At 63.5% G+C, this 14,670-nt stretch carries 10 protein-coding genes and 1 CRISPR repeat array; of the genes, 8 read left to right on the plus strand and 2 right to left on the minus strand.

Annotated elements, in window-relative coordinates; translation table 11 throughout:
* The first annotated feature begins 273 nt into the window (after positions 1-273).
* From FJ222_09220 to FJ222_09255, 8 genes are all read left to right on the plus strand, one after another.
* Entirely contained in the window at positions 274-1,902 is a 1,629-nt protein-coding gene (locus FJ222_09220; protein ID MBM4164601.1) for a peptide chain release factor 3, read from the plus strand.
* A 73-nt stretch (positions 1,903-1,975) separates the two neighbouring features.
* The gene (locus FJ222_09225; GenBank protein ID MBM4164602.1) at positions 1,976-2,563 is read left to right on the plus strand and encodes a nucleoside deaminase; all 588 of its coding nucleotides are present in this window, start codon (positions 1,976-1,978) and stop codon (positions 2,561-2,563) included.
* 115 nt (positions 2,564-2,678) lie between these two features.
* On the plus strand, positions 2,679-3,596 hold the full coding sequence (locus FJ222_09230) for a hypothetical protein (protein MBM4164603.1): 918 nt from the start codon (positions 2,679-2,681) through the stop codon (positions 3,594-3,596).
* Positions 3,593-4,675, plus strand: a complete 1,083-nt coding sequence (locus FJ222_09235; protein MBM4164604.1) for a tRNA-dihydrouridine synthase family protein — start codon at positions 3,593-3,595, stop codon at positions 4,673-4,675. The genes FJ222_09230 and FJ222_09235 overlap by 4 nt, the downstream gene beginning before the upstream one ends.
* A gap of 100 nt (positions 4,676-4,775) precedes the next feature.
* Positions 4,776-6,545, plus strand: a complete 1,770-nt coding sequence (locus FJ222_09240; protein MBM4164605.1) for a hypothetical protein — start codon at positions 4,776-4,778, stop codon at positions 6,543-6,545.
* A 38-nt stretch (positions 6,546-6,583) separates the two neighbouring features.
* Positions 6,584-7,933, plus strand: coding sequence for an alpha-glucosidase/alpha-galactosidase (locus FJ222_09245; GenBank protein ID MBM4164606.1), 1,350 nt, complete (start codon positions 6,584-6,586; stop codon positions 7,931-7,933).
* 4 nt (positions 7,934-7,937) lie between these two features.
* On the plus strand, positions 7,938-8,840 hold the full coding sequence (gene nadA / locus FJ222_09250; protein MBM4164607.1) for a quinolinate synthase NadA: 903 nt from the start codon (positions 7,938-7,940) through the stop codon (positions 8,838-8,840).
* Entirely contained in the window at positions 8,837-10,594 is a 1,758-nt protein-coding gene (locus FJ222_09255) for a glycoside hydrolase (GenBank protein ID MBM4164608.1), read from the plus strand. The genes nadA and FJ222_09255 overlap by 4 nt, the downstream gene beginning before the upstream one ends.
* A gap of 85 nt (positions 10,595-10,679) precedes the next feature.
* Here FJ222_09255 and FJ222_09260 read toward each other — a convergent pair whose 3' ends face one another.
* Both FJ222_09260 and FJ222_09265 read right to left on the minus strand, forming a co-directional pair.
* The gene (locus tag FJ222_09260; GenBank protein MBM4164609.1) at positions 10,680-12,965 is read right to left on the minus strand and encodes a hypothetical protein; all 2,286 of its coding nucleotides are present in this window, start codon (positions 12,963-12,965) and stop codon (positions 10,680-10,682) included.
* 13 nt (positions 12,966-12,978) lie between these two features.
* Complete coding sequence (locus tag FJ222_09265; protein ID MBM4164610.1) at positions 12,979-13,515, minus strand: hypoxanthine phosphoribosyltransferase; 537 nt, start codon at positions 13,513-13,515, stop codon at positions 12,979-12,981.
* Positions 13,516-13,842: 327 nt separating this feature from the next.
* Positions 13,843-14,647: a CRISPR direct-repeat array (repeat unit 37 nt; unit sequence GTCTCAATCGCCTTTCGGCTGAATTGGTTTTTCTGAC).
* Positions 14,648-14,670 lie beyond the last annotated feature (23 nt).

Here is a 14,670-nt window from a genome sequence, read left to right on the forward strand (position 1 = left end):
CCGACGAAGGAGGTTTTGCAAGCGCCTCAGTCAGCTTCTCATGATCAAAACCCGTATTCATGGGTGACATTTTATGATCACATGCAGGAGCAAAGCAAGATTACGATTATGATTACGATTACGATTAAGTAACCCTCATCAGAACGGCCATGCGCCCAGCTTTCAGCTTTCCAATCAATCACCCTTGATACCCCGGGGCGATTGCGGTATGATGTCGCCCCTTCATTCACCCCCCGGCGCCACCGACCGGAACATTCAAACGCAACAGACCACATGGGCAAGGACACGCAACACGAGATTTCCCGGCGGCGGACGTTTGCGATCATTTCGCATCCGGACGCGGGCAAAACCACGCTGACCGAAAAATTCCTGCTGTACGGCGGCGCCGTGCAACTGGCGGGATCGGTCACGGCCCGAAAGACCCAGAACGCCACGGCCTCCGACTGGATGGAGTTGGAGAAACAGCGCGGTATCTCGGTCAGCTCCACAGTCCTGCAGTTTGATTACTGCGGCTTCTGCATCAACCTCCTCGACACGCCCGGGCACCGCGATTTTTCGGAGGACACCTACCGCGTGCTCATGGCGGTCGATGCGGTGGTGATGGTCATCGACGCGGCCAAGGGCATCGAGAGCCAGACGCTGAAGCTCTTCGAGATGTGCCGGTTCCGGGGCATCCCGATCTTCACGTTTGTCAACAAATTCGACCGCCCCTCGCGCGACCCGCTCGTCATCATCGACGAACTCGAGCAAACGCTGCAGCTCCATGTCTGCGCCATGAACTGGCCACTGGGCGACGGCTTGGAGTTCCGGGGCGTATATGACCGGATGCAGCGGCAGGCGCACTTTTTCGAGCGGACACCCGGGGGCAAATACCGCGCGCCGGTGTCTGTTCACGATGTGACCGATCCTCAGGTGCGCGAACGGCTGTCCGAACGGACTTACGCCGCCCTGATCGAACACCTCGCCATGCTTGACGCGGCCAGCGAGCCGCTGGACAGGGAACTGGTGCGCACGGGCGATATGACGCCGGTCTTCTTCGGCAGCGCCATCAACAACTTCGGCGTCCAATTACTTCTGGATGCATTCCTCGAGTATGCACCGCCGCCGCATCCGCGACGTTCCAGCAAGGGCCTCATCGCACCGCAACACCCGCTCTTCTCCGGCTTCATCTTCAAGATCCAGTCCAACATGGATCCCCACCACCGCGACCAGATCGCCTTCATGCGCGTCTGCTCGGGCATCTTCACGCGCGACATGAAGGTGTTTCATTCGCGCACCGGCAAGTCGCTGCGGCTCGCCAGTTCGCACCGGGTGTTCGCGCGCGAGCGCGAGACCGTGGATGAAGCGTTCCCCGGCGATGTGATCGGTCTGGTGGGGCACAGCGGGTTCGGCATTGGCGACACCCTCACCGAGGATACGGATCTGACCTACGAGCCGCTGCCGCAGTTTGCTCCCGAATGTTTCGCGCTCCTGCATAACCCGAGCACCGCCACGTACAAGCGTTTCCGCGCGGGGCTGGAGCATTTGCTGCAGGAGGGCGCGGTGCAGGCGTTCACGCTCAAAGACGCGGTGCAGAACATCCCGCTGCTGGGCGCCGTCGGCACGTTGCAGTTTGACGTCCTCCAGTTCCGGCTGGAGACCGAGTACGGCGCGGCCTCGCGGCTGGAACCCATGCCGTGGCGGCTCGTCCGCTGGGTTGCGCCCGCCGATGTCGATCACGAGGCGCTGCGCGACGGCAAGCTGCCCACCGGCTGCCGCCTCGCCACTGATGCGGCGGGTCGGCTCGTGGTGCTCTTCGGCTCCGACTGGGAGCTCAAATACTTCAGCGAACGGAATCCGGGCGTGCGCCTCCTGAAGTTATCCACCGACCTCCATCGGGATGACGCCACAGGCGAGGACTGAGAACACAGGCGCGTGAAAATAACCGTCTCGGTTTTTCACGCGCGCATTCAGGATACAGGAGTCAGCAGTCAAAATGAGAGCGACGGTGACACCGTGGTCATCCACACCTCGCTGGCTGGCCGCGCGCGAGCGCGACTGCGGCGCGGCCGTCTATGTGTCCGATACGGCGCGGATGGCAGCCGTCATCGCGCTCGCGGAGGACAACGTCCGGCACGGCGGCGGGCCGTTTGGCGCGGCGGTCTTTGATTGCGCCGGCGGCCGTTGCGTGGCCGTCGGGGTGAACCGCGTGGTTGCCGGCCGGTGCTCCCACCTCCATGCCGAGATGGTGGCGCTGGCACGCGCCCAGCAGGCGCTGGGCACGCACGACCTCGCAACAGTCGGTCGATTCGTCCTCTTCACCAGCGTCGAACCGTGCGCCATGTGCCTCGGCGCCGTCGTCTGGTCGGGCGTCGCCCGCCTCGTCTGCGGCGCGACCGGGGCCGACGCCGAGGCGGTCGGCTTTGACGAAGGCCCGAAACCCGCCGACTGGATTAGCGCGCTCGCGCAGCGCGGCATCCGCGTCCGCCGCCAGCTCCTGCGCCCCCGCGCCCGCGCCGTTCTGCGCGCCTATGCCGCCGCAGGAGGGTGGATCTATAACCCCCAACGGGGCAGCAGCCTGTGAGACTGGAGAGGCTATCGGTTATGCAATCACCCTCACATACTCACACACTCACACACTCACATTCTTCTCCGTTTCTCGCTTGCGCCCCACCCCGCCCGGACGGTATGCTTAGCCCATGCAGCAACAACCGGTCAACGAACGCGTCCGAGAACGCGACTTCAAATATTACATCTTTGACTGGGATGATAACATCCTGAGGATGCCGACGCGCATTCATTTGGAAAAACGGCAGCCCGACGGCTCCTGGGCGCCCCACGCCGTGACCACAGCCTTGTTCACCGTGATCCGCAACGACACCCAGAACTACCGCCCGCCCCAGAACGACTGGGAGCTCGCCTTCCGCGAATTTCGCGATGTTGCCGGCCAGCCCGACCACCAGTTCCTGCACGATGCGCGCGAGGCGATCGGCGCCGTCGTCTCTGGAAAATGCCCGCCCGCCCCCAGCTTTCACACCTTCCGCAACACCCTCGTCGAAGGACGCCTCTTCGCCATCGTCACCGCCCGCGGCCACGCCAGCGACACCCTGCGCCAGGGGGTCCGGCTCTTCATCGATGAGGTCCTCACCCCCGGGGAGCGTCAAACCCTCCTCGCTAACCTCCGGGGCTACCGCTTCTGCTATGACGGTCTCACCACCTTCGGCAGCGACGACGCGGAGATTGCCTACTACCTCGGCCTGAACCGCTACCACGCCGTCACCTCCCCCACGTTCAAGCATTGGATGACCGGCCAGGATCCCTCCTGCGATGCGGAGAGTTCCGAAAGCCGCAAGCAGTTCGCGATCCGCGATTTCGTCGAGCACGTGATCCGCATTCTCCACCGCACGGATCGGACGCTTCGCCGGCCCATCAGCGTCGGTTTTTCTGATGACGACCCCGCCAACGTCGCCGCTGTCGAAGCCTATATCCGCACGGTCCTCTCCCGCCACTTTCCCGGCGTCAAGTTCTGCGTCTACGACACCTCGGACCCCGAGACCGCCAACGGCCGCAAGATCATCGTCGCGGGACAACTGGGTTTGTTTGAGCACGCCACATGATTCCTTTCCTTCCCCCGAATCCCGTCTCGCCGTCCGCCCGGCCTGTGCTGCTCGCGCCGATGGCGGGCTTCACCGATGCGGCGATGCGCCGCGTCTCGCACGCCTTCGGCGCGGCCCTGACCTACACGGAAATGGTCAACGCCACGGGTCTGCTGCGCGCCTCCGACAAGACGTGGCATTTGCTGGAGACACTTCCCGGCGAAGGTTCCGTGGTCGCCCACCTGTACGGCTCCGAACCGGAGGAGATGGCTGCGGCGGCGGCGGCCGTCTGGCGGACCGGGCGCTTCGTGGCCATCGACATCAACGCCGGCTGTCCCGTGCGGAAGATCACCGCCAATGGCTGCGGCTCTGCCCTGATGCCCCAGCCCGACCTCATCGGGCGGATCGTCGCCGCCATGCGCGCGGCCTCGCCGCTGCCGGTGACGGTCAAGACCCGCGTTGGCCTCGTTCCCGACCGCATCCTCATCCACGAAATCGCGAGCGCCGTTGAAGCGGCCGGGGGCGCCGCCCTCGCCATCCACGCCCGCTTCGCCTCGCAAATGCACAGCGGCGCCGTCGCGCTCGACCTGCTCGCGGCGGTGAAGCAGCGCGCCCGCATCCCCATCATCGGCAACGGCGGCATCCGATCGGCCGCAGACGCCGCGCGCATGGTTCGCGAGACCGGTGTCGACGCCGTCATGGTGGGCCGCGCCGCCATGGGCAACCCCTGGCTTTTCCGGGCGATCGCCGACGCCCTCGCTGCGCCGGAGGACGCGCCCCCCCCGCCGCGCTCGCGCCCCGACGTCGCCGAAATCCGAGCCGCCCTCTCCGACCATCTCACCGCCGCCCGCGAGCTCCAGATCCAGATCCGGGCCAACCACCGACTCCCGAGCCGGGCGCTCGATCCTGAAGCGGCCGTGGTCGTGACCTTCCGCTGCCACCTCTTCCGTTACCTGTCCGGTCTGGCGGGCGCCGCCCAGCTCCGGGGCCACCTGTGCACCTTCACCCGCACCGCGGAGATCCTCGCCGCCGTCGACGCCTGCCTCGAACGCGAAGTCCAGGCCCGTGCCCTCCGCTCAAACGCCCCGGGTCTTTCCTAGCCCCTCGTTCGACGGGTCGGATTCGCCTGGGTGAAACTGTTGCACGCGCCTCCAGATGTTGCTATGATGCGGCCACACGAAAGCTTCGAGGAGATGTGTAATGGAACTCACACAGGATTTTCATCATCTGGATCTGATGAAGCACGCAAACGAGGTGCCCGCCCTGCAAAAGACCGAGGTGCGGCCCGTAGCCGTGCTCCGGTTCCGCGGCGTGGCCGACCCGCAGGGGATCGTCACCGGGCAGACACCGGCAACGCTGCGCGGCGTTTCCCATATAATTGTTGACTTCGGGCGCGAATTGGTCGGCTTTCTGGATATCACGGCCGCCGCCCACACACCGTCCGGCATGATCGTGACGTACGGCGAATCCATCGAGGAGGCGTGTGACACCGCGTGCGATTGTGATAACTGCTGCTGGTTCCACCTGCCGGAGGACACACACACCGTCCAGGGCGCGCCCACGGCGTATCGTCACGAGGGCCGGCGCGCTTTTCGTTACGTGCATGTCCGCTCGGAACAGCCGGATGCGCGGATCGAACTGCACAGCATGCGCATGACGCTGGTCCACTACCCGGTTCAGGACCGGGGCTCATTCAGTTCATCCGATCCGCTCATCAACCGGATCTGGGACCTCTGCCGCTACACGACCCAACTGTGCATGCAGACCTTTTACGAGGACGGCATCAAGCGCGACGGGCTGCTCTGGGTCAGTGACTACCGCCAGCAATTCCTGTCCAACTGGACGCCGTTCGGTGATGCCGCGCTCGCGCGGCGGTCGCTGATCATGTTCGCGGCCACGCAGATGGCCGACGGCTTCATCCCTGCGTGCGCGGCGGCGGCAGGCGGGCACCAACACACGGACGGGGGCTTCCATCCCGTGGACGGCATCAGCTACATGCCCGGGATTCCCTTTAAATTCGGCACGGCTAAGATGCTCCTGATTCATTACTCTTCGGACTACCTGAGTTGTCTTCTGGACTATGTGCTGCACACCGGCGACACCGCGCTTCTCGATAGTGTGTGGCCCACGGTCCAGCGCCTGATTGCCGCGCACGAAAAACACCCTTACGCACCGGGCAAGACCTACGCAACCGAATGGTACGGATGGAACTCATTGGGGACCATGCTCGTCCAGGTGATCACCGGCATGCGCGATGGCGCGCGGCTGGCGGCCTTGCACGGCGACCCCGCGATCGGCGCCCGCTGTGGCGCGCTGGCGGACCGGCTGCAGCAACGGGTCCTCGCCGAACACTTCGACCCCGCAGCCGGCATCTTCACGGACGATCCGAGCGCCGGGGCGGGCGGGGTCGGCGGCATGCACGTCAACACATTTGCGGTCTTGTCCGGAACGGTTGACCGGACGAACGGCAGGTGCATCATCGAGAAGGCCATCGCGGCGAAAGCCCGGCAGGCCGAATGGAGCGGCATGCGGATGTGGCAGCACGCGGGCGAGTTCGAGGTCGGCATGGCCGACGTGGCGCTGCAAGGAATGCGCGCGTTCTGGGGTTTCATGCTCGACCGGGGCGCCACCACGGCGTGGGAATCCTGCGATCGGAAGCCGGACGGCGGCTGGCGGAAACCCATCATCAGCCGCTGTCATGGCTGGGGCGGAACCGCCTGCCACCTGCTGTCGCGTTATGTGCTGGGCGTGCGGCCGACGGCGCCGGGGTTCGCCCGCGTTCGCATGTGCCCGCAACTCGGCGACCTGCAATGGGCGGAGGGCGTCGTGCCCACCCCGCGCGGTGATATCCGGATCGAACTGGACGCCAAGACGGGGGGCCGGGCCATCGTCCCCGCCGGAATCGAGGTGGAACCGGGCTGCACAATCGAGGTGTGCAGCCGCACTCCGCCCAAATCCCGATCATCCTAGAACTTCGCGTTGAATGCACCATCAAGGAACCTTCTGCCATGCCTAAAATCACGTTTATGGGTGCGGGAAGCACCATTTTTGCAAAGAATGTTCTCGGCGATGTCATGCTCAGCGAGGCGCTGCGCGACGCCCACCTCGCCTTATACGACATCGATCCCGTCCGCCTGCGCGAATCGAAGACGATGCTCGACAGCCTCAACGCCAACATCAATCAGGGGCGCGCCACGATCACCGCCCATCTGGGTGTGGCCCGGCGGCGTCAGGCGCTGAAAGGGGCCTCTTATGTGGTCAACGCCATCCAGGTCGGCGGTTACGACCCCTGCACGATCACCGATTTCGAAGTGCCCAAGCGCTATGGTCTGCGTCAGACGATCGCCGACACCCTCGGCATCGGCGGCATCTTCCGCACCTTGCGTACCCTGCCGGTCATGCTCGACTTCGCTCACGACATGGAAGCCGTCTGTCCGGATGCGTGGCTCCTCAACTATACCAACCCGATGGCCATGCTCACCGGCGGTGTGTTGCGGGGGTCTTCCATCCGCACAGTCGGCCTCTGCCATTCCGTGCAAGTCGTCGTCCAGAACCTGTTAGGCGCGCTCGGCCTGGAGGCGAAATATCCTCCGCACGCCTGTCGCTCGCGTGTCGCCGGCATTAATCACATGGCGTGGCTGCTGAAAATCACCCACAAGGATCGGGACCTCTATCCCGAAATCAAAAAGGTGGCCGCGCAGAAGCTCAAAGTCTGGCGGAAGGAACCGGACCCGAACAAGAAATCGTGGGATATGGTCCGGCTCGAAATGATGTTGCACACCGGCTATTACATCACGGAAAGCTCGGAGCATTTTTCGGAGTACCTGCCGCATTTCATCAAGGCGGCGCATCCCGAACTGATCGGCGAGTTCCGCATCCCCCTCGACGAATACCCCCGCCGCTGCATCAACCAGATTGCCGACTGGAAGAAACGAGCCAAAGAGCTGGTGGGCAATCCTGCGCTGACCCACAGTCGCACTCATGAGTATGGGTCGTATATTATGGAGGCCATGGAAACCGACCGCCCAATCCACATCGGCGGAAACATTCTCAACAACGGCCTCATCCCCAATCTCCCCCCCAAGGCCTGCGTCGAGGTCCCCTGTCTGGTTGACGCCAATGGCGTGCAGGGCTGTTTTGTCGGCGACCTCCCCGAAGTGTGCGCCGCCTATAACCGGACGAATATCAACCCCCAGATGCTCGCCATCGAGGCCGTCCTCGAGGGGCGCAAGGATCGCATCTACCAGGCCGCGATGCTCGACCCCCATACGGCGGCCGAACTCACCATCGACCAGATCCGCGCGCTGTGCGACGATCTCATCGCCGCGCATGGCCGCTGGATGCCCACATTCCGCTAATTGCATGGACACGCTTCCACAGCGCATCAGCGAGCTGAAGCGGCGGCGAAACGCCGTGATCCTCGCGCACAATTATCAGCCGGATGAGATCCAGGCGATCGCCGATTTCACCGGCGACTCGCTGGAGCTGTCCCGCGCGTGCGCGCAGATCGAGTCTGATGTGATCGTGTTCTGCGGTGTCTGGTTCATGGCGGAGACCGCCGCCATCCTGAACCCCGGCAAGACGGTTCTGATCCCGGACCCCGCGGCCGGCTGCCCCATGGCCGACATGCTCACGGGCGAACAGTTGCGAACCTTCAAGGCGGAGCATCCGGGCGCGAAGGTGGTCTGTTATGTGAACAGCACAGCCGAGGTCAAGGCCGAGAGCGACATCTGCTGCACCTCGGCGAATGCGCTGGCCGTGGTGCGCTCGCTCGGCGATGCCGAGGTGATCTTCGTCCCTGATCGCCACCTCGGCGGCTACACCGCCGAAAAGCTCGGCAAGCCGCTGATTCTGTGGCCGGGATTCTGTCCGACCCACCAGCGCATCGCCGTCGCCGAGATCGCCGCTTTGCGCGCCGCCCATCCCGGCGCGCCGGTGCTGGTCCATCCCGAGTGTGCCAAGCCGGTGCGGGACGCCGCCGATCACGTCCTGTCGACCGGACAGATGTGCCGCCACGTGACGCGCGCAGCCGAGCGGGTGTTCATCATCGGAACCGAGATGGGCATCCTCTACCGCCTCCGCACCGAAAATCCGGACAAAGTTTTCCTCCCGGTCAACGACCGGCTGCTGTGCCCCAACATGAAGAAGATCTCTTTGGAGAAGGTGCTGTGGTCGCTGGAAGACCTCCAGCACCGCGTCACCGTCGAGGCGGCGATATCCGCCCGCGCCCGCCAGGCGATCGAGGCGATGCTGAAACTGGAATGAACACCATGACTGCTCTGACCCACATTCCCCTCCTCCCGCGTCCCCGGGTTGTGCGCCCGTTCGAGGGCGCGTGCCGCCGGCCCGCCTCAGGCGTTCAAGCCCCGGTGGCCGACTGGCCCTCCGCAGAGATTCGTCACGATGACCGCCTCCCTCCGCAGTCCTACCGGCTGCGCATCACCCCCCAGGGCGTCTGCCTCACATCGGGAGATGCCGCGGGCGCGTTCTATGCCCGCATGACCCTGCGCCAGTTGGCGCGGCTGTGTCCCGAAGCCATCCCATGTGGCGAGATCGAGGATTCGCCGGATATCTTGATTCGCGGAGTCATGCTCGACATCAGCCGCGACAAAGTGCCGACGCTTGACACACTCTTCATGCTCGTGGACATGCTGGCCGAGTGGAAGGTCAACCACCTGCAACTCTACATGGAGCACACGTTCGCCTACCGCAACCATCGCGAGGTGTGGGCTGCGTCCTCGCCCCTGACCGCCGAGGAGGTGCGCACGCTCGACGCCTATTGCCGCGAGCGGTTTATCGAGTTGGCGCCCAACCAGAACACCTTCGGCCATTTTGAGCGTTGGCTCAAGCATCCGCGTTACCGGCCGCTGGCCGAATGTCCGGACGGCTTTCAGACGAAACAGGGCACGTGGCGGAGTCCGACAACGCTCGACCCGACCAACCCCGACTCGCTCGCGCTCATCGCCGAACTTTATGTCGAATTGCTCCCGAATTTCACCAGCCGGCGCCTGCACATTGGCTGTGACGAGACGTGGGAGCTGGGCGAAGGCCGCAGCCGCCCGGAGGTCGAACGGCGGGGTCTGGGGCCCGTCTATTTTGATCATCTCTCGAAAATCAAGCGCCTGGCGCAAGCCCACGGCTGCACCCCGCATTACTGGGGCGACATGGTCTGGAACCATTTTGGCGACCAGCTGGATCGGCTGGATCGCGAGATGGTTCACGTGGACTGGGGCTATTACCGCGCTTATCCCTACCGCGACCACGGGGCCAAACTGGCTGCGGCGGGACTCCCCTTCTGGTTTGCGCCCGGCACCTCCACCTGGTGTACGCTCACGGGCTGCAACGAGGCTGGCATCGGCAGCAACCGCTCCGCCGTCCAGGCTGGCCTGGAGTTCGGCGCATCGGGTATCCTGAACACCGACTGGGGCGACGGCGGCCATTGGCAGACCCTGCCCGTGAGCTTCATCGGCTTTGCCGCGGGTGCGGCCATCGCCTGGCATGAGGCCGGCAATTCAGACGAGGCGATCCGAGCGGCGCTCGACCCGCATGTCTTCCGCGACGCGGCGGGTGTCATGGGCCAGGCGGCCTATGACCTGGCCGACACCTGGACCCATGTCTCCGAGAATGCCACGGCTGCCCACATTCTCGACCAGATTCTCCATGAGGGCTTTTCCTGCGTGCTCCCCCGGAATGTCACCCGTGCAACCCTGGAGGCGGCAGACACCCACCTCGAGACGACGCTGGACCGGATGCGCCACGCGCGCATGGACCGGCCGGATGCGGCCTTGATCGTGGATGAATTTTCGCACAATGTGAACATGGCGCGGGCGGCCTGCCAGATGGGGCTGCTGCTGCTGGCGAATGATACGGGGCCGACCGCCCTCGCCCGCCTCGCTCCCGCTTTCGAGACGATCGTTTCGGAACATCGCCGCGTCTGGCTCGCCCGCAATCGCCCCGGCGGGCTTTCGGACAGCCTGCGCGTGCTGGAAGATCGATTGGCCTTGATACGTTCACGTTGACCGCGAAGCGGTTCACGTTCCTGCTTACGAGGAAGCGAGCGAAAGGCTCAGGCCAGCGCCTTTAATCTGCGGGGGTGTTAGCGCATCACGACGCGCAGACGCAACTTTGCCTGCCCTCGCGGTTGCGCAGCTCGATCTGATACGTCTTGCCGCGGAATGTCCGCTTCACCGTCGCCACCGTCACGCTGTCGGGCAGGCAGGGCTTGATCTCCAACCCGTCGAGCGTCGGGCGCACCCCCAGGATGTAGTGCATCATCGCAATGTGCATCCAGTTGGCGGTGCCCGTGAGCCAACTGATGCCCCCTTCGCCAAACCGATCATTGACCGGTCCGACAATAGACGAAACATAGACGTAAGGCTCGCGCTCGTAGTGATCGGGGCCAAACTTCTCCGACACCACCTGTGGCAGGATTTGACGGAAGTACTTCCAGGCCCGGTTGCCGTTGCCGAGCAGACACTCGGCAATGATCGCCCAGGTGTTGGCGTGACTGAAGATGCCACCGTTTTCGCCGATGCCGGGATTGGATCCCAGCGGCGGATCGGTCGGCTCGGGAATCCCTTTGAACGGCGGCGCGAGAATGCGCAGTCCGCAGTCGCTGTCGAGCAGTTCTGCCGCCGCCTCCATGGCGATCCGCCCCCGGTTCTCGAAGTCGCCGACGCCGGAGATCACGGCCCAGCTCTGGGTGTTGAGATAGATCCGGCCCTGCGCGTTCGCCGAGCTGCCCAGCGTCTTGCCGTTGCTGAGGAGCAGGCGGCGGTACCAGCGGCCGTCCCAGACGACGTCGGAGTTGAGAATCGCCGTGAGCTCGGCAATAACACCGTCGCACCAGGCGACATCCGCCGGGCGATTCCCGCGTTGCGCGAGGTCCTTGAACAGCGTGCAGGCATAGACCATCTGCATGCCCAGCATCACCGACTCCGCCTGTTCGTCGCCAAACAGGGCCAGTCCATCGTTCCAGTCGCAGTGAAAGAGGGTGGGCAGCCCGCGAGGACCGCGCCGATCCTGAATGTGCTTGAGTCCCCGGAGAATATGATCGTACACGGTGCCGGGGCTCCCGTCACGGAAGGGAATTTCTTCCTGCAGAAGCGCGACATCCCCGGTTTCGGCGATGAGGTTGTGGATCGTGTAGATCTGCCAAACCGTGTTGTCGCAGCGGTGGGGGGCGTCGCGGGTCGGGCGCGGATCGTCGGGAAAGAACGCGAAACAGCCTCCGCCGTCGGGCGTCTGCTGGGCGAAGACCTGCCGCATGCGCTGAAGGGCGAATTCCGGATCGAAGTTGGCCACGGCCATGGCATCCTGCGTCGTGTCGCGGTAGCGCAGCCCGTCGGTGCCCATGTGGTCGGTGGAGATGATGCGCGCCAGGTCGAGCGCAACCTCGCAATTGTAGGGAATCCAGGTGTTGACCATGCGGTCCACCACGGCATCGCCCGTTGAAACGGTGGTGCGCCCCAGGCGTTGCTGCCAAAAGGCGTCGATGGAGGCGATGCCGCCGGCGACTGCCCCGGCGCTCCGGTAGGTGCGGAACAGGGCTTCGGCGGCGGGCCAGTCGTCGGCCAGGGCAAAGGTGAAGCCGATGCGTTTTTCCGCGCCCGGCGCCAGATGCACGTCCACACCCTGCACCGCGCAGGCATGACCGCCGAGCGGCAGGTCGGAGTTGCTCAGGGAGATTCCCGGGCGCAGGGCGCAGGGCGAGGCGTAACTGCCGCTCTTGCCGATGAATGCCTCGCGCGAACATTCCCAGCCCGACAATTTTTCGCTGCAACCAATGAGCATGGCGGGAGAGAATGGCGCTTCAAAGACATGGTAGTCGTAACGGATCGCCCCAAGCGCGGGATCGTAGCGAAGCCCGAACTGATTCTTGAGGTAGCACCAGCCGAGGGCTTCGCGCATGAACTCGAGCAGTCCAAATTCCAGATAACTCACGAGCTGCAGATCGGCCGGAGAGGCGCCGGTATTGCGCACCGTCACGTGTCCAAGCAGCACGTCGTCCTCCGGCGGGATGCCCAGCGCATAGCAGACCTCCACCCCATTTTTCATCGCGGCAAACTCGGTCACCCCCGGCCGATGCCGGCATTCAAAGCGATCCAACGCCGTGCAACTGGGAGCGAAGTGGGGATTCCACACGTCACCGGTCTTGCGATCCCGGATATACAGATAGAAGCCCGGACGGTCGCCGGGGGCGGCGGTGTAGTGATAGCGGGTGATTCGCCGCGAGTAAGGTTCTTGATGCCAGAGCAGGCCGCCTGCGTTCTGGCTGACAAAGGCGTGGAGGCTCCGGTTGCCCAGATAATTGATCCAGGGGCGCGGGGTCTCGGGGGAGGTGATGACGTACGACGACGTCGCATCATGGAAGTGCCCGTAGGTTTTCATAAATGAGACACCTTTAGTGGCCGAGCATCTGGCTCAGAGCCGGTGATTTCTGATTAATTTCTGCGGATGTGAGGCCGACGATCTCGTGAGGAAAGACCACCCAGTCCGTGGTGGTGTGGACGTAGTAATCGGGCGTCCGCGTCGTGGTGTTGTGAGTGGGCTTCCAATAGACGGTGGCGATGCGGACGTCGGCTTGGGCGCCAGCGAGACGGCGCAGCACGGCGTTGGCGGTGCATCCGCTGTCAAAAATGTCGTCCACGATCAACACGCGCTGTCCCGGCTGGATCGAATCCAGCGCGGGATCCGCATATTCGAAGCGCGGCTCGCTGCGGCTGCCAATGCCGGTATACGAGGCGCACTTCAGCGCCATGTGGCGGGTGGCGATCCCGTGGTAGGCCAAAAACTCATGCACGGCGACGCCCACGGGCGTTCCGCCACGCCAGAGCGCGACCAGCGCATCGGGCGTCCAGCCGGAATCGAGTATTCGCCGCGCCAGCCGGAAGCTGTCCAGCAGCAGGTCATCGGCAGTGATGTAGATTTTGGTTGTCATGGCGCGCGGACACGGGAGGCGCTTGCCAAACCGCCTGATGCGGTTCGGCACGTTCAGGGTTCAGGAACACAAACGCCACAGGCGGGGTTTGCGCAGGGACATAAGGTAACAATATTTTGACGTGGGCGAAAGCGGAATCAGTGTAACGCGAGCAATTCTAATTATGGTCGTCAATATCGAAATCCAAATCGAAATCGGGACCGGGGTCGAATCCCCGCCTTTATCGTCGATCCCGATCCCGATCCCGATTTGGATCCCGATAGCTGCGACATGTGAAGAGAAGGCCCGTCCCGAATGGCGCTACCATTCAGGCCCGTCCCTTGCCAGGCCTCAATCGCCTTTCGGCTGAATCCGTTTTTCTGACACGCAGCCGGGATCCAGTTGATCTCCGCCAAAGGCCGCCCAAAGTCTCAATCGCCTTTCGGCTGAATCCGTTTTTCTGACTGCCCGACTTCCTCTGGCACATGGACAGCCACGATCTTTGCGTCTCAATCGCCTTTCGGCTGAATTGGTTTTTCTGACTTGCAAGCACTGATCAATAGCGCAAATATGAGCGATTGTCTCAATCGCCTTTCGGCTGAATTGGTTTTTCTGACGGCGGCGCGCATGGCCCGCGAGCTGCGCGGAGGGCTGCGGTCTCAATCGCCTTTCGGCTGAATTGGTTTTTCTGACGGGTGGACGCACGCAATTGAAATCCCTACTGGATTTCTTGTCTCAATCGCCTTTCGGCTGAATTGGTTTTTCTGACGAGGAGTGGGCTGACGTGGAAAGGCCCACGTCGGAGACGTCTCAATCGCCTTTCGGCTGAATTGGTTTTTCTGACGACCGCAGTGGCGCGGCGGATCGCCGCGGCGCTGCGTGATCGTCTCAATCGCCTTTCGGCTGAATTGGTTTTTCTGACGCGGTGTCGTTGGCTCTCTATGCGTGCGTGCGTGAGCCCGGTCTCAATCGCCTTTCGGCTGAATTGGTTTTTCTGACCAAAGCCTACAGCATGGCCTCGATGGCGTTCCTCGCCGCGTCTCAATCGCCTTTCGGCTGAATTGGTTTTTCTGACAAGCGCTGATCGCTAGCGCCATGAAAAGCGATATAATGGCGGTCTCAATCGCCTTTCGGCTGAATTGGTTTTTCTGACGCAGAAAGGTGGACAAAATGAAC

Source organism: Lentisphaerota bacterium (assembly GCA_016873675.1).
In the GTDB taxonomy this organism is placed as follows: domain Bacteria; phylum Verrucomicrobiota; class Kiritimatiellia; order RFP12; family JAAYNR01; genus VGWG01.